Source organism: Exiguobacterium sp. Leaf196 (genome assembly GCF_001423965.1).
In the GTDB taxonomy this organism is placed as follows: Bacteria; Bacillota; Bacilli; order Exiguobacteriales; family Exiguobacteriaceae; genus Exiguobacterium_A.
In genome coordinates this window covers 113,015-134,563 of record NZ_LMPV01000012.1, presented here as the reverse complement: position 1 = coordinate 134,563, position 21,549 = coordinate 113,015, and the positions used below count along the sequence as shown (strand labels likewise).

20 protein-coding genes are annotated in these 21,549 nt (G+C 45.7%); 8 read left to right on the top strand and 12 right to left on the bottom strand.

Annotation, left to right across the window (positions count from 1 at the left end; genetic code table 11):
* Positions 1-60: 60 nt before the first annotated feature.
* Positions 61-756 carry an alpha/beta hydrolase gene (locus ASG02_RS14865; protein ID WP_069201507.1) on the bottom strand — a complete coding sequence of 232 codons (696 nt, stop codon included), beginning with the start codon at positions 754-756 and terminating at the stop codon, positions 61-63.
* 158 nt (positions 757-914) lie between these two features.
* Between ASG02_RS14865 and ASG02_RS14860 the strand changes: the two genes are divergently transcribed.
* Positions 915-2,186 (top strand): purine/pyrimidine permease, encoded by a 1,272-nt coding sequence (locus tag ASG02_RS14860; protein WP_056064828.1) that lies wholly within the window; start codon positions 915-917, stop codon positions 2,184-2,186.
* Between the two features lie 45 nt (positions 2,187-2,231).
* Here the strand turns inward: ASG02_RS14860 and ASG02_RS14855 are convergent, their stop codons facing one another.
* From ASG02_RS14855 to ASG02_RS14840, 4 genes are all read right to left on the bottom strand, one after another.
* On the bottom strand, positions 2,232-3,725 hold the full coding sequence (locus tag ASG02_RS14855) for a peptide MFS transporter (protein WP_035411982.1): 1,494 nt from the start codon (positions 3,723-3,725) through the stop codon (positions 2,232-2,234).
* 238 nt (positions 3,726-3,963) lie between these two features.
* The gene (locus ASG02_RS14850; RefSeq protein WP_056064825.1) at positions 3,964-4,599 is read right to left on the bottom strand and encodes a hypothetical protein; all 636 of its coding nucleotides are present in this window, start codon (positions 4,597-4,599) and stop codon (positions 3,964-3,966) included.
* The gene (locus ASG02_RS14845; RefSeq protein ID WP_056064822.1) at positions 4,596-5,819 is read right to left on the bottom strand and encodes a glutathionylspermidine synthase family protein; all 1,224 of its coding nucleotides are present in this window, start codon (positions 5,817-5,819) and stop codon (positions 4,596-4,598) included. The genes ASG02_RS14850 and ASG02_RS14845 overlap by 4 nt, the downstream gene beginning before the upstream one ends.
* Positions 5,816-6,145, bottom strand: coding sequence for a hypothetical protein (locus ASG02_RS14840; RefSeq protein ID WP_035411974.1), 330 nt, complete (start codon positions 6,143-6,145; stop codon positions 5,816-5,818). Before ASG02_RS14840 ends, ASG02_RS14845 begins: the two co-directional genes overlap by 4 nt.
* Before the next feature lie 147 nt (positions 6,146-6,292).
* Here ASG02_RS14840 and ASG02_RS14835 point away from each other — a divergent pair, with 147 nt between their 5' ends.
* From ASG02_RS14835 to ASG02_RS14825, 4 genes are all read left to right on the top strand, one after another.
* Positions 6,293-6,736 (top strand): hypothetical protein, encoded by a 444-nt coding sequence (locus tag ASG02_RS14835; RefSeq protein WP_056064819.1) that lies wholly within the window; start codon positions 6,293-6,295, stop codon positions 6,734-6,736.
* 86 nt (positions 6,737-6,822) lie between these two features.
* The gene (locus tag ASG02_RS15745) at positions 6,823-6,996 is read left to right on the top strand and encodes a hypothetical protein (protein ID WP_023469740.1); all 174 of its coding nucleotides are present in this window, start codon (positions 6,823-6,825) and stop codon (positions 6,994-6,996) included.
* Between the two features lie 31 nt (positions 6,997-7,027).
* Positions 7,028-8,584, top strand: coding sequence for an ABC-F family ATP-binding cassette domain-containing protein (locus ASG02_RS14830; RefSeq protein WP_023469741.1), 1,557 nt, complete (start codon positions 7,028-7,030; stop codon positions 8,582-8,584).
* Between the two features lie 132 nt (positions 8,585-8,716).
* Complete coding sequence (locus ASG02_RS14825; protein ID WP_056064817.1) at positions 8,717-9,502, top strand: S9 family peptidase; 786 nt, start codon at positions 8,717-8,719, stop codon at positions 9,500-9,502.
* Positions 9,503-9,712: 210 nt separating this feature from the next.
* On the opposite strand, the gene ASG02_RS14820 is transcribed toward ASG02_RS14825, so the two are convergent.
* The 5 genes from ASG02_RS14820 to ASG02_RS14800 form a co-directional block, all read right to left on the bottom strand.
* Positions 9,713-10,945, bottom strand: a complete 1,233-nt coding sequence (locus ASG02_RS14820) for a DEAD/DEAH box helicase (protein WP_056064814.1) — start codon at positions 10,943-10,945, stop codon at positions 9,713-9,715.
* Positions 10,946-11,049: 104 nt separating this feature from the next.
* Positions 11,050-11,349: a DUF3817 domain-containing protein gene (locus ASG02_RS14815; protein WP_035411945.1), complete on the bottom strand. Its 300-nt coding sequence runs from the start codon at positions 11,347-11,349 to the stop codon at positions 11,050-11,052.
* A gap of 78 nt (positions 11,350-11,427) precedes the next feature.
* Entirely contained in the window at positions 11,428-12,393 is a 966-nt protein-coding gene (locus tag ASG02_RS14810) for a ring-cleaving dioxygenase (protein WP_035411942.1), read from the bottom strand.
* 119 nt (positions 12,394-12,512) lie between these two features.
* Positions 12,513-12,713, bottom strand: a complete 201-nt coding sequence (locus ASG02_RS14805) for a cold-shock protein (protein ID WP_023469752.1) — start codon at positions 12,711-12,713, stop codon at positions 12,513-12,515.
* Between the two features lie 274 nt (positions 12,714-12,987).
* Positions 12,988-15,375 (bottom strand): immune inhibitor A domain-containing protein, encoded by a 2,388-nt coding sequence (locus tag ASG02_RS14800; protein WP_056064811.1) that lies wholly within the window; start codon positions 15,373-15,375, stop codon positions 12,988-12,990.
* Positions 15,376-15,631: 256 nt separating this feature from the next.
* On the opposite strand from ASG02_RS14800, the gene ASG02_RS14795 reads away from it, so the two are divergent.
* The 3 genes from ASG02_RS14795 to ASG02_RS14785 all read left to right on the top strand — a co-directional run bounded on the left by ASG02_RS14795 (position 15,632) and on the right by ASG02_RS14785 (position 19,279).
* Positions 15,632-17,119 (top strand): HD domain-containing phosphohydrolase, encoded by a 1,488-nt coding sequence (locus ASG02_RS14795; RefSeq protein WP_056064808.1) that lies wholly within the window; start codon positions 15,632-15,634, stop codon positions 17,117-17,119.
* A 19-nt stretch (positions 17,120-17,138) separates the two neighbouring features.
* A complete protein-coding gene (locus tag ASG02_RS14790; RefSeq protein WP_056064803.1) occupies positions 17,139-17,570 on the top strand; it encodes a GyrI-like domain-containing protein in 432 nt (143 codons plus the stop codon).
* A gap of 173 nt (positions 17,571-17,743) precedes the next feature.
* The gene (locus ASG02_RS14785; protein ID WP_056064800.1) at positions 17,744-19,279 is read left to right on the top strand and encodes a M4 family metallopeptidase; all 1,536 of its coding nucleotides are present in this window, start codon (positions 17,744-17,746) and stop codon (positions 19,277-19,279) included.
* Positions 19,280-19,386: 107 nt separating this feature from the next.
* Here the strand turns inward: ASG02_RS14785 and ASG02_RS14780 are convergent, their stop codons facing one another.
* Both ASG02_RS14780 and ASG02_RS14775 read right to left on the bottom strand, forming a co-directional pair.
* Positions 19,387-20,247 carry a hypothetical protein gene (locus ASG02_RS14780; protein WP_056064797.1) on the bottom strand — a complete coding sequence of 287 codons (861 nt, stop codon included), beginning with the start codon at positions 20,245-20,247 and terminating at the stop codon, positions 19,387-19,389.
* A 67-nt stretch (positions 20,248-20,314) separates the two neighbouring features.
* On the bottom strand, positions 20,315-21,298 hold the full coding sequence (locus tag ASG02_RS14775) for a YhdH/YhfP family quinone oxidoreductase (protein ID WP_056064795.1): 984 nt from the start codon (positions 21,296-21,298) through the stop codon (positions 20,315-20,317).
* Between the last annotated feature and the right edge of the window lie 251 nt (positions 21,299-21,549).

Genomic DNA, 21,549 nt, shown 5'->3' with positions numbered 1-21,549 from the left:
TGCCGGAATCTCTCCGTCTTTTTCGTTTGGTTGATGAATCGTTTCTTCCTAAAGAATCGATCAAGGCATATCGATAAATTGTTTGATTTCGTCTAACGCCTCATCTTGTTGCTCTTTTGACGTCAATGGGCTCCTGTTGTCCCCTTTTTGTGGTCCATACATACCAAAGTTCGCATGATTTCCTTGTTTGATTTCATGGAATACCGCATCTTTTCGAACATTCTGCTTACTTTTTTCGATATCAGCGATTGGTAAGACACCATCTTGTCCACCATAGACCGTTAGTGAGGGCACATCAATCGAATCAATCGGATAGGATGCGAGGAAGATGATTCCTTTAATCTTCGAATGTTGTTCGATGATTGTCGAAGCCGCGCTTCCACCTAGTGAATGCCCGATCAGATACCACTTTTTGACCTGCGGATATTCCTCGACGATATCGAGTCCTTCGTTTGCATCGAGCAAGGCAATCCGAAACGGTAGCTTCGGTATGATGACAAAATGTCCATCTTTCGCTAGTTGATTACCATAATAACTGTAAGCAGCTGCATCGACTTTTGCCCCTTGATAAAAGATGAATCCGACGTCACTCGTCTCTTTTCCAAACGTGACTTCACGTGGTGTTTCCGTCTCCACGTAAGACGCCGCTTGCTGCGAAGCGTCATAATCGAATTGTGCCCAAATCATAAAGGCAAATACGAGTAGCGCAAGTACTGCAACAATCGTTCCAAGGATTCGTTTACTCCATTTTTTCATGTCATTCCCTCCCTATAGCGTTATACCCATTATTATGTGTTAAATCACATATGAAAACAAATGATAGAATTTTCAGTCATTGTAAGCATCCCTATCTCTTTTTCATGAATTGGTTTAAGATAAAGTCACTATTGTTTTTTCGAAAGGAGATTTACGTTTTGCCGCGTACCCTTGTGTCTACGATTCAATGGTTTTTATTCATCATCTGTACCAACATTGCCCCACCCCTTGCCATCGCAGCATCGTTTGAACTCTCGGGTGCCGAGACGCTTTCCTTTTTATCTCGTTGTCTATTCGTATTTGCCATCTTAAGTCTATTTCAAGTCCTACTCGGACACCGTCTTCCAATCATGGAAGGTCCTGCTGGAATTTGGTGGGGAGTATTCGCTCTCTATTCATCGATTGGTGTCACACTGTACGGCAGTTATTCGAACACGCTACAATCGCTCGGATTCTTACTCTTACTCAGCGGAATCATCTGTATCATCTTGACGGTGACAGGTGTCTTACGACGCTTAGTTCCGCTCTTCACTCCACAAGTCATTGGTGTTTATATGTTATTGCTGTCGGCACAGCTGTCGGGATCCGTCATGAAAGGATTGTTGAATATCGAAGACGGACGGATTCAAGCATTACCTGCCGTCATCTCGATTTTGACCGTCTTGATCTCGCTCTATTTAGAACGCAGTGATCGCTTACGACAATATGCTTTATTGATTACACTACTTGTCGGTTGGAGTATGTTCGCACTGATCGGACGTGCTGAGATGCCGAGCTTTGATGGTCCACTGTTCACTTTACCGAGCCTATTACCATTCGGCGGTATTCATATCGATTGGAGCCTATTACCGACTGCTATCATCATCTCGTTACTCTTGATGACGAACGTCTTAGCGAACATCAAGGTCATTGAACGAATCATCAGTGCGAAGCGCGGAGAAACGGTCAAAGGACAAGTCGGGACGGCTGGTATCACGGCTGGTATCGGACAACTCTTCGCCGGTCTGTTCGGTACAGTGGGTCCTGTTGCTATTTCCGGAACGGCTGGATTCATCGCCTCAACGGATAATACGGACCGCAAAGCGTTCGTTTATGCGAATATCACGTGTCTCTTCCTCAGTATCGTGACACCGTTCGTCGGTTTGATTGCTAAAATCCCTGTCGCTGTTGGTTATGCGATGGTCGCCCCGATCGTTGCCGGCATGGCAATCATCGGCGTCACGGAAGCGGCTCGCGATTTGAATCGTCAAACAGCGATGATCACAGTTGGTCTTCCAGTTCTCGTCGGCATCGGTGCGTTGTTGTTACCGAAAGAAGCAACGGCCGATTTACCACCACTCATGACGACACTGATGTCGAACGGTCTCGTCCTCGGAACGTTAGTCGCCTTGCTTGCAGAGGCCTTACGCCATATCCGGACGAATGATTAATAAAAAGACGCTTTCTCGATCGAGAAAGCGTCTTTTTTGAATATCTTAACGAATGCCGCGCATGTATTTTTGAAGTTTTGGTGCGAAAGCGAATAAGAGTAATCCGAAGATGACGGCAACGATACCTGTGATACCGAAATATAGAATCTCTGTATCCGCTTTATAGTACTTAACGATTTGCGCGTTGACCGCTTGTCCCGTTGCGTTCGTCAAGAACCATAGACTCATTGTTTGCGCTGAGAAGGCTGCCGGCGCCAATTTTGTCGTTGCCGATAAACCGACTGGTGACAAGAAGAGCTCACCGATGACGACGAGGAAGAAGCTGAGCGTCAGCCAGAGCGGACTAACTGTTGTTTCAACACCGAATAGGATACCTGGTAGTGTCATGACGATGAACGAAAGCCCTGCAAACAGAAGACCGAACGAAAACTTTTGCATCGTCGTCGGTTGACGATCCCCTAGCTTGACCCAGAAGCTTGCAAATACAGGTGCTAATACGATGATGAAGAGCGGATTCAACGATTGGAAGAATGCCGGTTGAATCTCAAATCCTAAGAATGAAAGGTTCGTCCGTTCACTTGCAAAGATCGAGAGGACATATGAACCTTGTTCTTGGATCGCCCAGAAAATCGCTGCTGCGATAAAGAGCGGAATATAAGCAATCAAGCGCGATCGTTCGTCATCTGTAATCTTTGGACTACGAAGCATGACTGTGAAATAGGCGATTGGAATCAAGATTCCGAGAATCGTGACCATCAAGGTAAAGCGAGAAATCGTCAACAATCCTGTCATCGATGCAATGACACCGAGAACCGCAATGACGACGACAACGATCGACGCAATCGTGATGAAGCGTTTTTTCTCGTCCCCTTTTAATGGGTTTAAGACATACGTACCTGCTTGACCAAGGTTTTTCTTTTTCGTCAGGACGAAGACGATAAGTCCTGCGAACATTCCGATGGCGGCGAGTGCGAAACCAGCATGGTACCCACCACGGTCAGCCACTTCACCGACGACGAGTGGTGAAAGGAATGCCCCAGCGTTGATCCCCATGTAGAAGATACTAAATCCAGCATCACGACGATTATCCGTCTTACTGTACAAATCTCCGACGATATTCGATACGTTCGGTTTCAAGAAACCGGTACCGATGACGATGAGTCCCATCGAGACGAAGAGTGCCGTAATGCCTGCTGGTAAAGCAAGAACGATATGCCCCAGCATTATCAAGATACCACCATAGAATACAGTTCGAGACGTACCGAGCAAACGGTCAGCTACCCATCCACCAATGATCCCAGACATGTAGACGAGTGAACCGTAAACGGCCATGATTGACGCAGCTGTCGTCTTGTCAATTCCTAGACCACCATTTGCGACTGAGTCGTACATATAGAAGATAAGGATGGCACGCATACCATAGTAGGAGAAACGCTCCCAAAACTCGGTGAAGAAGAGGGTGAATAACCCTTTCGGATTTCCAAAGAATCCTTTTTGCGGAACGGTCTTATAGACCTGATCGCGATCAAACTCTGCCATATGATTGGCTCCTTTCATCTGCCCTGAATAAGTGCATAATCCATCATCTTTTCCCGCTTTCCCCAAACGATAAGCGTGACGAAACAGATAGGATACGAATACACTGTTTTGCCTGAATTGTCTCACTTCTTTTTTTATATATGAGACAGCACTTTACCATTCAACCGCAAATCATTTGATGAGTCAAATATTATTTATATTACAAGAATAATAAAAGAGCAACCGACAAGTCGGCTGCTCAAGATTGCATCTGTTTTGATTCGATGATCGTAATTCCAGGCGGCGCATGTAGCGTTTCATGAATCATCGCCGCAGCGACTTGACCGGCTTCGATCGGAGCGATGGCACTGCGTTTTAATAACGGTCGTAACACCGTCGAAATTTTCGCAGCTGCCTGTTCGCCTAAACGAAACTCGTCTCTTTCTCCTAACAAGAGCGAAGGTCTGAAAATTAGTAATGCATCGTATCCTAGTACGCGTAGTCCATTTTCCGTATCCCCTTTTACGCGATTGTAGAAGGTTTTGGCATTCGGATGGGCACCAAGAGCTGAAATCAAAGCAAAACGTGTCGCACCGAGATCTAACAGTTCACGACCAAGTTCAACCGGATACGTATAATCAACTAGACGGAATGCATCTTGCGAGCCTGCTTGTTTAATCGTCGTACCTAGTGCACAGTAGACGTGATCAACGACAGGCAATTCGATTTCTGTCACACGATCAAAATCAATCACCCATTCTTCAAGTTTCGGATGAAAACGGCGTATCGGTCGGCGAACAAGAACATGTACCTCGCTATATGCCTCTTCTGCCAACAAACGGTCTACGAGTTCTTGGCCAACTAGACCGGATGCTCCTAAAATGGCTGCTTTCATATGTTTTCCCCTCCTTCATGCTGTCGACCGATTGGTACGAAATAGGAACGATTCCCAGTAATCCGTTCTCCAGCACGTACACCAATCGCACTCGGTCTTCCACCTAAAATAAAAACACCGTACATATACGCGACGTCTCCCTCTTCTTGAAGTGGATACGTCGGTAATTCTCGATACGCTTGATAGACAGCCGGTTGATCAAGAAACGTATGCTGTTCATTCTTTAGCAGCACTTCTCCCTGTCCGTCATGGACCGTTACAGTGTCCCCTTCGCGTCCAAAGATCGGTTTCTTGACGAACGGTTGTCGGCTTGAGATGAATGCATCTTCTGATAAGTATGTCGGTAAAAAATAACGTGCAATCATCGTATGATCCATTTCGCTCAAGTATGGATGCTTGGTTTCGTGTAACATCCAGATCAACGCAAGAACCGACTTGGCTTGCATTAAAAAAGCGGACGGTGGATTGATGATTTCTAGCCGCCCTGTCTCGACAAGTTGCAACAATAACTGTCCTAGGTTTCGCCCCTCTTCATCCCGGTCCAGCAAAGCCATCTCGATTGGAAAGGTTTGCCGATATAAAATATCAATTCTTTTACCTGTCTCATCGTACAAGCCCTCTTCCGGGCGAATCTCTAGTGCATCAAGCGGACAATAGACCGCGCTACTCCAGAACGACTGCAAATACTCAGACGTCAGCCGATCTTCGATATGGTCGCCATGTGAAGTGAAGACGACATGCGGATCCTGCTTCGTCCGATATGTCGCTGCTTCGATTGCACGACGGACAGCTTCCTTGAGCCATTCGTTTTCTCCATCATTGACACGTTTAAATCCTTGTTTCTCTGCTACGACATCGTTGACTTCAAATACTTCCTTAATGAAGGTCGGCGTATCGGCATTCCATTCCATGAGTGAAATGCGATCAGCCGTCACAATGAAATCAAAGCGCCCGATGACGGTCAGCGGTCGCATCGTCTCGAGTCGTAAGAAGGCAAGACTTTCGACTGGGAAGCCAAGTTCAAGTAGTGCCTGATCATCCATTGAGCGAAGAATCGGAAGTACTTTTTCAAATATCCGATACACTTCTTGCGCCGCGATATGCAGTTGATCGATTCGTTTGTCCGAGATCGGCATGATTTCCGTGACAGCGTACGGTTCCCCGTCTAGCACATCCCAAAAACGATCGATGTCTCCATAAAAGGTCTGTCGTTTATTCATCCGCCGAAAAAGCCGGAGGACGAGCCCGTTCCGAATCCTTTTGTTTTCGTATTGTAACTCTTTACTTTTTTCGATTTCGGCGTATATCCTTTCGTTCGCATCGCACTGTGCATCAAGGCACGTGAAGCGAAATAACTACCACCCCAGTAATAGTAGCCTGAATGAGTCGACGAACTATCATCACAGTACCAGACACCTTCATCGTTATCATATTCATAGTCATCACAATCCGGATCATCTGGTCGTTCCGCTCGCGCATCATCCGATCCACACCCACTTAATGTCGTTCCGATCAACAGTGTCGCAGCTAGTGTAGCTTGTTTCATCCAATTCACCTTCTCAGTCCCCTTTCCTTTTACTCTCGTTATGGATAGTATACGCTTTTTCGAAGAGAAAAGTTTCTTTGTTCTGCCGGAACTTTTTTTATCAAAATGTGGTAATAGTATCTATAGAATGAAAAGGAGGATTTACGCATGTCACTTGCCTACTATGTTGAAGAAAATAGTGAATTCCAGCCGATCTATCAATATGATCGTTATGCGATCGAACCGGAAGAAATCATCGCCCACCAACTCTGCGAATTCCATATCATCGAAGGACATCAATACGAGCTTCGTTCCAATGAGATGGCAGGTGAATACGATCAATTGATTGTCGACCACATCAAAGCATCACCGCGTGCGACGGAAGAACGTGTTTATCCACCGCATCAAATTCATATTGAATTCAGACAGTATCTATCCGACAGCGCCCAACCGCTTTTAAAGACATCAACGGTTCCAAATCACATCCAAGCGATGCGTTTTTTGATCAAAGACAAGATTGAAGTCGAAGGACACGGTATTTTTGAGCGTGACAGCTGTGAAATTGATATCGATCGGAATTGTTATGTCGTCTATCTTGCAGATACACTTTGAGATGTAAAATCGAGTCTCTTCATTTCCAAGAGACGTTTTTTTTGGCATACTAGAAGGTAAGAACGAATCAATCGAGGTGAACGAACATGAGTGAACAACCAAAAAAACTATCATTGCAAGAGGCAATGATCGAGCGCTTGAAAGCAAAAAAACAAGCGCAAACTAAACGTCCGACTGGCTTACAAGGAACACAAACGAAACAATTGACGAGCCAACAGACGAAAAAAGCGAATAACCAGAAAAAACGGACAGGCGTCTAAGTCACAGGAATTCATGAAATAAGGAGCAATTATGAGTATTTTAACGGTATCTAACTTAAGTCACGGATTCGGTGACCGCGCCATTTTCGAAAATGTCTCCTTCCGCCTGTTAAAAGGCGAGCACATCGGTCTCGTTGGTGCGAACGGTGAGGGGAAATCGACGTTCATGAATATCATCACGTCGCAACTTGAGCCGGATGAAGGGAAAGTTGAATGGGCGAAGCATGTGCGCGTCGGCTATTTAGACCAGCACGCTGTCCTTGAAAAAGGATTAACGATTCGGGATGCTCTCAAAGGTGCATTCCAGTACATGTTCGATATCGAACAGGAAATCAATGATTTGTACGGTAAAATGGGTGAAGTCGAGCCAGAAGAACTCGAAAAAATGCTCGAAGAAGTCGGTGTCTTACAAGACATTTTGACAAATAACGACTTCTATACGATTGATGCAAAAGTCGAAGAAATCGCACGCGGTCTTGGTCTCGATGAAATCGGACTTGACCGGGATGTACAGGAGCTCAGTGGTGGACAGCGGACGAAAATTCTGCTTGCGAAACTCCTTCTTGAAAAACCAGATATTCTCTTACTTGATGAGCCGACCAACTATCTCGATGTCCAGCATATCGAGTGGTTAAAACGCTATTTAAATGAATATGAGAATGCATTCATCTTGATTTCGCACGATATTCCATTCCTCAATAGCGTCATCAACTTGATTTATCATATGGAAAATCAAGAATTGAACCGTTATGTCGGTGACTACGACAACTTCGTCACGATCCACGAAGCGAAGAAAAAACAACTTGAGTCTGCATTCAAGCGTCAACAGCAGGAAATCTCTGAGTTGAAGGATTTCGTTGCCCGGAACAAGGCGCGTGTCTCAACACGGAACATGGCGATGTCACGTCAGAAAAAGCTTGATAAGATGGATGTCATCGAACTCGCACAGGAACGGCCAAAACCAGAGTTCCACTTTCTCCAAGCACGGACACCAAGTAAATTGATGTTCGAAGCAAAAGGTCTTGTCATCGGATACGATGAGCCACTGTCTCGTCCTCTTGATTTGACGATCGAACGCGGACAGAAGATCGCCTTGCACGGTGCGAACGGAATCGGGAAATCGACGTTGCTCAAGAGTTTACTCGGTGAAATCCCGGCTGTCTCGGGTGTCGTTGAGCGGGGAGAGAACTTGCATATCGGGTACTTCGAGCAAGAAGTCAAAGAGAAGAACTCGAATACGTGTATCGAAGAGATCTGGAATACGTTCCCGTCTCTGACACAACAGCAAGTCCGCGCCATGCTCGCGAAGTGTGGTTTGATGACGAAACACATCGAATCGAAAATCGAAGTACTCAGCGGTGGAGAAAAAGCGAAGGTCCGTCTTTGTAAATTGATGAACACGGAATCGAACATCCTCGTACTCGATGAGCCGACGAACCACTTGGACGTCGAAGCAAAAGAAGAATTAAAACGTGCGTTACAAGAGTACAAAGGAACCGTCCTCTTAATCTCACACGAACCAGAATTCTATGAAGCTGTTGCAACAGACTTATGGAACTGTGAATCATGGACGACAAAAGTATTCTAAGCCATGCTTTACAAAAGATGGGATGCCCAGACGGGTATCCCATCTTTTTAGTTCATACACTTAATCATTGCATGATTGTGCATCTTCACGCACACTAAGACTTAGAAAATGGTTATGAAGGAGCGTGTTTTTTTGGAAACGATCACGAAAAAAGCAACTTTATCCTATTTACATGTTCCAAGCGGTGGTTCGGAACAATTGATTGCCCGCCTCTATTCACCTGAACATACAGAGGATGCTCCATTAATTGTCCTCTTTCACGGATTTCCCGGGAAACAGTTAAACATGGACTGGGCAGTACAACTTCAAAGCGCAGGATACCATGTGCTTGTCACGTCATATCGTGGAACGATCGGAAGTCCCGGAACCTTCCGATTCCAACATGTTCTGGAAGACGCAACGGCAACTTTACGTTACGTCTGCTCCAAGTCTTTCACTACTGAACACGGTATCAAGGCTGATCAGATTACCGTTGTCGGTCATAGCATGGGTGGGTTCGCCGGTCTTCATGCTTTTGCTGAGACACCGGAGGCTGCACATTATGTCGGGATTTCTCCGTTTAATTTTGGACTCGTCGGTCAGCTCGTCCTCGAACATCCGGAATACGAGCCTGTGCTTCATGGTATTCTCGAGCGAGGAGCTGCTTTCCTAAATGACGCCACTGCTGACGCGTTACTTGACGAGTTAAAGCACCATCATACGACATGGAACTTACTGACGCTAAAAGAACGTCTAGCCGATCGCTCGATGTTGCTCATGACGTCAGAACGAGACGAAACATCGATTAAAGCGCTCCATCATGACTTATTGGTATCGGACAGTCCGTTTGAGGAAGCGATCGTCGATAGTGATCACAACTATATTGAGAATCGGAATGCTGCCTTTAACGAATGGACAGCTTGGCTCGCCCGACAATGAAGTAGAGACTAATCGTTCCTAGTGCATTACAAAGGGGTTCATAAGAACCTTGCCCTGGAATCAAGATTTCAAATATCGTCGATAGTGAGCTATTCGCTCACACTGAACACCTCGGTGGAATGATGGTATATGCAAAATAAAACTAGAGCCAGTCTATTTTCTCCATTTATTAGAGAAGTAGACTGGCTCTTTTATCGCACCTTTATTTATTTATTTACGATGTGCGCGTCCCGGACGACGGTTATTCGAACGACGTGTGTTTCCACGTCCTTCTGTCGTCTTCCGAGATCCTTTACTCTGGTCGTGCTGTGCGCGAATCGCCTCTTCAGACAATTCGACGACGATTGGCGTGACCGAGATGTTTAATTCACGTTCCATATCACGGAACGTCCGACCATCTTTTGGTGTCACGATCGAGACGGCAATTCCATCGTTCCCAGCACGTCCTGTCCGACCGATCCGGTGAACATAACTTTCGGCATCGTCCGGTAAATCGTAGTTGAAGACGTGTGTCACACCTGTCACATCGAGTCCACGGGAAGCGACGTCTGTTGCAATAAGGAATTGTGTTTTTCCTTGATAGAACTTCGCCATTGCCTTTTCCCGTTTCCCTTGCGTCAACCCACCATGCAGTTCATCCGTCGGATACCCTTGCATCTGCATTTCTTCGTTTAATTTACTGACACGACGTTGCGTACGGCAGAAAATGATGGCTGCATATGGACGCATCTCGTCAAGCATCGTCCGTAGTGTCGCCTGCTTACGACGATCCGTCGTCTCGACGACGAACTGCTCGATCGCTTCTACAGTGATGCTTTCCGCTTCTACCTGCACTTCGACTGGGTTACGCAAATACGTTTTCGCCAGTTCCTCTACTTTAGGTGGCATCGTTGCTGATAACATGATGAACTGGCGATCAACAGGTGCTGCCTCAATGATATCTTCAATTTCTGGCAAGAAACCGATTTGAAGCATTTGGTCTGCCTCATCTAAGACGAGTGTACGTAATTCGCTTAAGTCTAGTGTGCCGCGACCGACATGATCGAGAATCCGTCCTGGTGTTCCGATGATGATTTGTGGCATCCGTCCGAGTCGTTGAATCTGTTTAAAGACGTCTTGTCCGCCATATACTGCGAGAGCACGGTACTGTTCCGTATTGCGAATCAGCTTATGGGTCTCATCTGCGATTTGACGCGCGAGTTCGCGAGTCGGTGCGACGATCAATGCTTGGACCGTTTGCGATTCGACATCGATTTGCTCAAGAATCGGTAAGAGGAACGCTAGTGTCTTTCCTGTTCCGGTTTGCGCCTGTCCAATCAAGTCGCGTCCGTCAAGTAATGATGGAATCGCTTGTTCTTGAATCGGTGTCGGCTCCTTGATGCCTTGTTTTTGTAATTTTTTTATCCACAGGTCACTGATGTGTAATGTTTCAAATGTTGACATAATATATCCTCCTAAAAATTATCCACAGAAAAAAGCTGTGGATAACCTGCTTCGCATAGACAAAAACAGTTATCCACAGCCGTGCTCTATTCAGTATACACAATTTACGCGTTTGTTGCTTCCTGTTTTAACTTCCGATCGAGTATGAACGTGCCGAACGGGATGAATGATGCGATGAACGCAATACCCGCCTTGATGATCGACCAATCGTATTTGAATTTCACAACGGCGAGCCAGATCGCGTACATGACGAATAAGACACCGTGAAGTGCACCAACGACCGAAACTGCTTGTGGAATGTCCGCCATATATTTCAGCGGCATCGCAATCAACAGTAAGACTAAAAACGAAATTCCTTCTAATATCGCAATCATCCGGAATTGCCCAAGCGTAGTTCTTAACATCCCGTCACTCCTTTTTCCTGATTCCTGCTCTTAGTATACGGGATGGACGATCCATCTGTGACCTGTGTCACAGGATTGTCAGATTTCGAGTGGTCGTAACCGAGCTTCGATGGCAGCTCGTTTTGGCTCAAGAAACGGAGGTAACGCAAGTGTCTCCCCTAATGTTTCAACCGACTCATCCGTCGCAAATCCTGGTGTATCTGTCGAGAGTTCAAATAAGATATGATTCGGTTCCCGGAAGTAAAGGGCTTGGAAATAGTGACGATCGACTTTACCGGAGTTCGGTAAGTGATAAGCATTCAGACGTTCGACCCACTTCTCGTACTCCTCACTGTTCGGTACACGGAACGCGACATGGTGCACACCACCACGACCTAAACGTTCCCGATCAAGGTCTGGACGCGCTTCGACGTGGACTTCTGCTCCGATTCCCCCTTCTCCTGTCGCATAGACTTCGATTGGAGCAAAGTCACCTGCTAGTGAAGGATAGCGACCAACGTTCCGGAAACCCATCACTTCCGTCAGCACGCGGACCGTTAGTGTCGGATCGTTAACCGTCAATGTCACGGCTCCAAGTCCAACAATGGCATGTTCAGAAGGAATCTCTTCTTGCGGCCATGGGACACCGCCTGCGACACCTACTTCGCCATCTTCCGCGACAAGAATCAAACGCGTTCCTTCCTGATCACGAAACGCCAGTGTCTGTCGTCCAGCACGCTCAATGATTTCGTCATGCTCAACGTCCTTTTCCTCAAACCGTTTTTTCCAAAATTGAAGAGCGGCTGTTGTTTTGACACGAAGAGATGTCGAAGAAATACTCGATGCTCCTGGTACACCCGTTCCAAGATGTGGAATATCGAAAAACGTCAAATCTGTTCCAGGATTCCCTTCCGCATCTCCATAAAACAAATGATACGATGTCGTGTCATCTTGATTTACTGTCTTTTTAATCAAACGCATTCCGAGTACTTTCGTATAAAATTGATAATTTCGCTCTGCCATGCCTGTTAAGATTGATACATGATGAATTCCAAGTAGCTCCATCTTCGTCACTCCCTGTAAATGATTTGGTAATTGAAGTATAACGCACTAATATCTTGAATTCAAGATATTAGTCTAATAAAAAACCGCCCCTCCGAAAAGGGACGATTGAATAGTTGAAATTAAAGTTTTACGACGTTAGCAGCTTGTGCTCCACGTGCGCCTTCAGTGATTTCGAACTCAACTTCTTGACCTTCGTCAAGTGTTTTGAAGCCTTCACCAGTGATTGCTGAGAAATGTACGAATACGTCTTCTCCGCCTTCAACTTCGATGAAACCGAAACCTTTTTCTGCGTTAAACCATTTTACTTTACCTGTGTTCATGGGAACAACCTCCAAAAATAAATTACTTAATACATATGCTGAGCATATGAAAGGAATTCATTATTGTCCCGAAATACATGGAGCAACGAAAAGATTGTTCGTGACACGATGTGAATCCGTAATGACAATAACAATATTAAGCTAACGTAAGTATAAAATGGATGCGCTTTAAAAGTCAAGTTGCCAGACCAATGTTTTTCCAATTGATTCCACTTCTTCTACGTAACTCAAATAAAAAACAGGTTCAGCTGAAACTGAACCTGTTCTTCTGTTTTTAACGGTGGATCCAGACTGCTCCAGCAGAGTTATCTTTTGCTTCACCGATGACTTGAATTTTCAATCCATTGTTCGGAAGCAATTTCCCTGCATCCGGAATCAACTGGTTGATATACGATTTTGAATCATCAAACTTCGTCACACCTGGAAGACCTTTATAGTCGTAAAGTCCACGTGATGGTGAATCGATGAGCCATGCAGGTGCTTTATCATAACTGAAAGCAGCATCTGCGATTTGGTAACGTGTGCTGTCCTTAACCGTCGGTTGTCCTTTCAACGTGCCGACGATCGCTTCCGGATGCGAATCAACGACACCGAGGAATCCTTCACCTGGGTGCTTACCGACCCAGTTGTCGTCAAAGCTAGAATCACCATACCAAACGACAAGGCCTGTGTTGTACTTCACGCCTCGTGCATGTTCGAGCGCTTTGTCAGAACCTGCATAGTTGCGCCATTCAAGGTAGTACGCGTTATCTGCATACGTGAAGCCGTTCGATGCGACGAAACCATCTAATTTGAATTTAGGTGTTCCCTCGGCATCATCTTCAAAGACGACTTTACCATCGACTGTCAGCGTAGCATTATCGAGCGCGAAACCATCAAGCGCGAGTCCTGCGTCAGTGACATATTCAAATTTCAGCGTGACTTTTTTACCAGCAAATTCACTGAGGTCGTATGATTTATCTACCCATGCGCCTTTAGTAGAATCGGCTCGCTCATCGCCATCCGTGTCCTTTTTACCGATCGTTTCCAGTACTTTTGACTGGCCATCGGCTGTAGCAGTGACTGTCAGGAAATCGTAGTTGAATTCAACGTCATAGTACGCTTTAAAGTCAAATTTTGCTTGTTTAGCATTCGTCAGATCAAATTCAGGAGACGTCATCGATGTATGAAGATCGTTCCCTTTTGTACTGTAGTAGTACTTCTTGCCGAACGCTGGAGCAATTCCTTTCACTGGCTTTTGTGGAAGATTGACTTTGATGATCCCTGGATTTTTTGATTTCGTGACACTCTGATCGAGGTACGAAGCTGTTCCAGCTTTCGTGAGCGAATCAAAATCGATTGTTTGGATGTTTGCCCAGTTTCCGCCCATGACTGTCTGGAAGAATTCCTTGTTTTGCGGAGAGAAGCTCGTCGGCTCTGTTCCGGCAATTTTACCATTCCAGCTACCACCACTCATGATGGACCAAGAAGCGACTGGCTCCCCTTGACCTGTGTATTGCGTGTCGTATTCATCGGGAAGTCCGAGGTCATGTCCGAATTCGTGCGCGAAGACTCCGACTGCGCCGTCCTCAGGTTGAATCGTATAGTCGTAAGCTGCCATCTTCCCACCCCAGCGTGTCGGAACGTTTGATGTCGTGTTTTCGACTGGATAAACGCTATCGAGCGTCCAGCGGTGCGACCAGATTGCGTCATCCCCTAATTTACCGCCACCCGCTTCTTGCCCCGTTCCTGCGTGAATGATCATCAAGTGATCAACGAGACCATCTGGTTCATTTAAGTTACCGTCGCCATCTAAGTCATACTGGTCGAACTGATCGTACTCAGCTAAATTGATGCCTGCCTTGACGGCAGCATTCAAGGCATCCTTGACGAGTCCACGCGGCCCTTTTGCTCCTGACAAGTTATCATTTCCGCCTTTTGGACTATCAGCACCATAATCCTTAGCTGTTCCCGGAACTTTTAACCAGTTCGAAACCGTCCCATCGACCGAATAGCTTCCACCCGATTGTTCTTCATAATACTGCTTGAACGTTTTAACCTTTTCTCCGTTGAACAGTTCAAATTCTTTATCCCCGAACATCAAATCTTGATAATGCTTTTGGTTAAAGTCTTTAGCGTACATATAACCTGGCTCTTGAACGACGTTATTGTGCGCGAAGTCACTGTACTCGACAAGCAGTACCAATACCTTGTCCGTCCGTGTCGTACCGTTATACTTTGCTTGCTTAGCTTTGTCTACTTTGACGAAGCCGTTCGGATTGCCTTTTTTGTAGTTATCATGCTTTTTGTCCAGCTGTTTTGCTAACTTCTCCTTTTGCTTCGTCAAGAAATCCTTTGTTTTCTTGTCGAAGGCTGCTTCTTTACCCGATGCATGCGCATGATCAGGAGCTGGTTTTCCGTTCGCCTTTTGGTCAAGATACTTTTGGACTGCTTTTTGCTTCGCTTCTACGGAAGCGGCTTTTGAAACGACCCCACGTTTTTCCAAGACTTTCAACAATCTGTCTTGATCGACTGTGCTTAAATCCATTGGTGCACCAGAGGCTGCTTTTTCTGCTGCTTGTACGGATTTTACCTGCCCACCAGGTAAGACCGGACCGACAGCAAAAGCAGCTGCCGTAATTCCAGACAGTACGGCTAAGCTAAGCTGTTTCTTTTTTCCCACGTGAATTGACCCCCTATGTAGTAGTGAAAAGTAAAAGATTACTATACTTTTCTGAATATTCAAATCTTAGTTTATTTTACTTCCTTAATCAATCTTTTTTAAGATAATTAGTGCTTTATGACCATACCTATTTTTGAGTATTAATTTCAAAAGATTTTCAAAAGATTCTTTCACCTTTTTTTCAAAAAAACATCCTTCCACCGTTTTAGAAAACGGTACGCTGAAAGCACTCTAATTCACTAAAGGGGAGGATACAATGAGCGCTTTACAACGTTTTGAACGCCACTTACTAAGAAACTATCTGCTCGGTTCATTCATCGCGGTGTTCGGCGTCGGGTGTCTGTTTATTTTTGAGACCCTTACCTTCACGAGGAATGAACAGTTGATTTTAATGGGTATCATGGGTTTATCTGTCAGTCTGATGTTCTTACTAGAATATATGATTTATTCTCGGCACATCGGTGCCTTACGACGCTTCTTCCAAAACGAGATTCCTTCACTCGCCTCTTTCCAAGAGGCTTATCAAACGACCCATCACTTTCCGGTTCTGACTGTTCAACGCATCATGGGACCACACTTCTTAGGTCTCTCAGTTCCCGCATCACTCCTGACAGCACTCGCAATCTCTCAAGAGTGGTTAAAGATGCCGTACTACTTGATTGGTCTCGCCTGTTTTGGTGCTGTTCTCGTCGCGATTTTACACGGTCTGATTGAATTTTTTCTAACCTACCGCGTTACGGAGCATATGCTCCTCACGTTAGAGAAGTATGCCTTCGAACATGGCTTTGATGTTCCAAGAAAAACGACGGTCGTCACGTTAAAGCAAAAAATGCTGATCAGCACATTGATTATCGGTGTTTTTCCGATCATGCTGTTCGTGCTCGCCTCAGCCGTTCAGTTAACGGAAAATGAAAGCCTCCGCTCTTATTGGAGCTGGTCGACGCTTATTTTAATCGTCATCTTGTCCGTCGCGACGTTTTGTAGTCTTCTTCTTTATGAGAACATTCGAAAACCGATTGCGATTCTTCAACAAGGCATTCAAGATGTCGAAAACAATCGTCTCGTCTCGTTACCGAATCCGTATTCTGATGAATTCTCGCACCTCGTCTCTGGTTTTAACCTGATGATGGAAGGAATCAAAAAACGCGATGAACAAAATGAGCAATTGCTGGACAGTCTATTTACGTTATTTGCCGCAACACTTGATGCCCGGGATCCTTATACGGCAGGACACTCGCTTCGTGTCGCTGCTTATTCAGTGGAAATCGCTACGGCTGCCAACCTACCTTACGAACAAATCGAGTTATTGCGCAAATCAGCTTTGTTGCACGATATCGGAAAAATCGGCATTCGTGACGATGTGTTATTAAAAGAAGGTCGCCTGACTGACGAAGAATTTCAGATCATTCAGCAACACCCGGTCATCGGTGTGCATATTCTATCGCAAGTTCAGCTTCCAAAGACGTTATATCCGATTCTTCCTGGGGTAAAGTATCATCACGAACGCTATGACGGAAAGGGGTATCCGGAAGGTCTCGCAGGAGAGGACATTCCACTCTTCGGTCGGATCATGGCGATTGCTGATGCCTACGATGCGATGACATCTGACCGTCCTTATCGTAAGGGAATGCCAGTGGAAAAAGCTTTATCCATCTTAGAAGAGGGCATGGGTACACAATGGGACGCCACTTTTACGCGTCTTTTTCTAGACTTGAAACGTTCGCCGATTGAAGACGTGTCGTAAGTATGGAAAGGAGTTTCTCATGCATCCTAAAATCGTGGAACGTCATGAATTTTATTTTGTTGGTCTTGGACTGACATGTGAAGAAAACGAATTGCATACGTTGATGCCGGAACTCTGGCGTGAATTTTCAAGACGCTCACATGAGATTCCTGCAAAACCAGATAGCTATCCGCTCGATATCTCACTTGAACGAAACGGAACCAAATACTCGCAATGTGTCGGGTATCCGGTCTCGTCACTCGACGGTATTCCAAAAGGAATGAAAGGTCACCGTATTCCTGCTGCACGTTATGTTTTTTGGAAACATGAAGGACCTGATATCGAAATTTGGAAGTCCTTCGAAAAAATTCAACGTTTTGCCTCTAAGCAAGGGATTGAACTTGATCCTAATGACTTTAAGATTGATGAGACTCGGGACGATGTCCACCATCTCTACCAACGGATTCGTTGAACCATTCGCTTGAATGGTTCTTTTTTTGCGTTGAAATATCTTTCATACTTAATAATTCAGTACAGGTACTACGGACTATATTCAGAAAATTCGATTTAATTCGAATGACTTATTCTCGCTTTCTTAATTCTTTGGCATAGTTAGACTCAACCCAAACAAGGAGGCGATTTATTTTGAAAAAGTTTCTCGCTACATCGCTTGTCGCAAGTGTACTTGTCGTTCCTACGGTCGTAGGTGCAGAAGGTCTTCAAGCTGGTAAACTCACGAAAGCTTCGTCAGAACCAGCTGCAACAATCGTTAAAGATTTCGTGAACAAAAAAGGTGACTTTGCTGTTCAGAATGTCGAAAAAGACGGATCTTCGCAGATCGTACGTCTCCAACAAGAAGTGGATGGCGTCCCTGTCTTTGGTAGTGTCGTCGTCGGGAACGTCGCGAAAGACGGTACTTTGAAAGCAATCGTAAACGATGCGATCAACGTCAAAGGAAAACCAGGTCTCGCGAAAAAAGCAACTCTTTCTGAAAAGAAAGCAATCAAGTTATACCAAAAAGCAATCAAGGCTTCTGAATTTGAAGTCGCTCCAAAAGCAGAACTCGTCATCTATCCTGTTAAAAATGATGCAGTCTATGCGTATAAAGTGACATCGACGGTCCTCGCTGGTAAAGAACCATCACGCTGGACATATTTCATTGATGCAAACTCAGGTAAAGTACTTAATAAATTCGACCAACTGGCACATGCGAAGCCGGTCAACACAGTTACAGGAACAAATGCAGTCGGTACTGGAACAACAGTCCTTGGCACGAGCGCATCATTTAATACAGTGAAGAGTGGCTCGTACTACTATCTTCAAGATTCAACTCGCGGTAAAGGCATCTACACATATGATGCGAAGAACCGGAACACACTTCCAGGAACACTCTGGGCTGACCTCGATAACCAGTTCAATACGACATATGACCGCGCTGCTGTCAGCGCACATGTCAACGCTGCGAAAACATATGATTTCTACAAAAACACATATGGTCGCAACAGTTATGACAACGCAGGTGCTGCCTTAAACTCATCTGTCCACTATTCAACAAGCTACAACAATGCATTCTGGGATGGAACGAAGATGGTCTACGGTGACGGAGACGGTTCAACGTTCACATATCTCTCAGGCGCACTTGACGTCGTAGCGCATGAATTGACACACGCTGTCACAGAATACACAGCTGGTCTCGTTTACCAAAACGAATCAGGTGCAATTAACGAAGCAGTTTCGGATATCATGGGTACGGTTGCTGAATACTCAGTCGGTTCGAACTTCGACTGGCTCGTAGGAGAAGACATCTACACGCCTGGTGTCAGCGGTGACGCACTCCGTTCAATGTCGAACCCAGCTGCTTACGGCGATCCAGATCACTACTCAAAACGCTACACAGGTACACAAGATAACGGTGGTGTCCACACGAACTCTGGTATCGTCAACAAAGCTGCTTACCTCCTTGGTAACGGTGGAACATTCTATAATGTATCTGTCACAGGTGTCGGTGTACCGAAACTTGGAGCAATCTACTACCGTGCTCTTAGCGTCTATTTGACTCCGAACTCGAACTTCAGCGCACTTCGCGCAGCAGTCGTTCAATCGGCAAAAGACCTGTACGGTTCAACAAGTGCAGAAGCAACAGCAGCAGCGAAATCATTTGATGCTGTAGGCGTCTACTAAGAAAATCTCCTCCCAAAGGATTTTCATATTTCCTTCCGAGTGTCGGACTCGGGAGGTTTTTTATGCGCAAAAAAGACGGATTCGCGTGGAGCAAATCCGTCTTTCCATTAGTCTTGTCCAGGATCACGGGCAAGACGTAAGCGCATCTTTCCGTTGTCCGGGAATACTTTCAATTGTAAAGATTCTCCCTCGTACCATGTCCCATAGCTCGTATCGACGACAGGTTCACCGAGCGTTGACAAGGCGTTCGTTGAGGCATTCGTCCAGTCGATCGCTTCAATGATTCCGTCCGAGACGACGAGCAGGTATCCGGCGTTTGAGAAGTAATACGTATTGACCGCGTCCTGTTGCGTATTACCAACAGCACCATATTTTGCTTCGAACTCAGCAATTGGTTTTCCGAGATACTGCTCCGGCTTATCAATCGGTTGGTTGGCAACTGCTTGCGAGAGTGCCGTAAGGACTGCTTTATCTGATGTTCCTTTTGGTGCTTCTAATCGGACATCGGTCTCAGGCAAATACCCTTCGATACTATCGTTTAGTTTCAAGTGGACCATTCCGTCTTTTGCATCCAATACCTCATAGACATCACCTAAATCTGCTTTATAGATGACACTACTTCGACTTGCATCGCGATAGACGTTCGCGAACGGACGTGTCACCCAAGCTGCTTGCGCATACTCTGCCGCCTTTTTCTTTGATTTCTTCTTCTCTTTTTTCGCTTCTTTTGGATCCTTTGTCGAGGCTGCCTCTTTCTTCGACTTTTCGTTTTTCGTTGCTTGATCCGTCGTTTTCGGCTTCTCAAGCGTCGATGTTGCTTGAGAGGCATCGTTATTCGTCAACATATACAACCAGCCACCTACGATGAATAGCGTTGCTAAAATACCGCCAAACGCAATCCCTCGGCGATTACGTTTCTGTTTCCGTCGTTCTTGTCGAGACTGTCGTTCTTGTTGGTGTTCACTCATGTATGGTTCCTCCTGAAAAGTCGACACAGTTTTTCCCCACTATACCACCAATGTTTACTCGAAATATTTAAATTTCGATGACAGTTCGACCACGATGACGAGAAGTCAGCAGAGCTTCTGCGATTTTAGGTAAGTCGTTCAGTGTTTTGACGTCGACTTCTGGTTCAAGATCGACACGCCACTCATCCGCCAGCCGTTGCCATAAGATCTCTCGATATGCAATTGGTGTTTGTACCGCATCGATTCCGATCAAACGAATGCCACGCAGGATGAAGGGATAGACTGTCAGCGTCATCTCTGCCCCACCGACGTTACCACACGTCGTCACGACACCACCATACTGTACGAAGCGAATGACGGATGCGAGCAATGGACCCCCTACCGTATCAATGACACCTGCATACGTTCCTTTTTTTAATGGACGGTCTGTTTCTTCTAAGAACGTAGTGCGGTCTAATACCTCCGCCACACCTTTTTTAAGTAATCGTTCTTGTTCTACTCGTTTCCCGGTTACGGCGTGTACTGTATAGCCTAATCGAATCAGTAAGGCGATCGCAATCGTACCGACACCTCCTGTCGCTCCAGTCACAAGGATGGGTCCTGTCTCCTTTGAGACAATTCGTGATAGTTCATCGACTGATTGCGCTGCTGTCAATCCTGCCGTTCCATGTCGCATCGCTTCTAATGGGCGAATGGATTCTGGAAGTGGCGTCACCCAATCGGCTGGTACGCGTATGTATTCTTGAAATCCGCCAGAGGTATTCATTCCAAAATCAAAGCCATTGACGACGACCGCTTGACCGCTTTGAAACCGTGCATCTGTCGTTTGTTCGATATATCCTGCTGCGTCAACGCCTGGTGTGTGCGGATAGGATTTCGTCACCCCTCGATTACCCGACATCGATAAGGCATCCTTATAATTGACACAGGAATGCGTGACACGAATTAAGACGTCTCCTTCCGGTAAATCATCGACTTGTTTCGCCTCAACCTTCCCTTCATAGTTCCCATCCACCTCTCGTACGACGAATGCTGAAAAAGTGTGTTTCATGATGTCTCTCCTTTCTCTTGTGCTTCTCTATACCCTGTTGTTTCCATCGACACACTAAAAATCCCTGTCGTTTCTCAAAGAAACGACAGGGAGCGGGGACGGAAAAAAACATCAGCGTTCCATAGGTGGTCAAAGGTAACAGGTCAGCCTGTCAATGGTTCATGGTCATCGGTTTGCCATCGCCATCTCTTCTCCACAGAGGAAAATTGAGGTCCGTCCCCTCTCCTTGACGTGGAGTCTCACCACGTCAA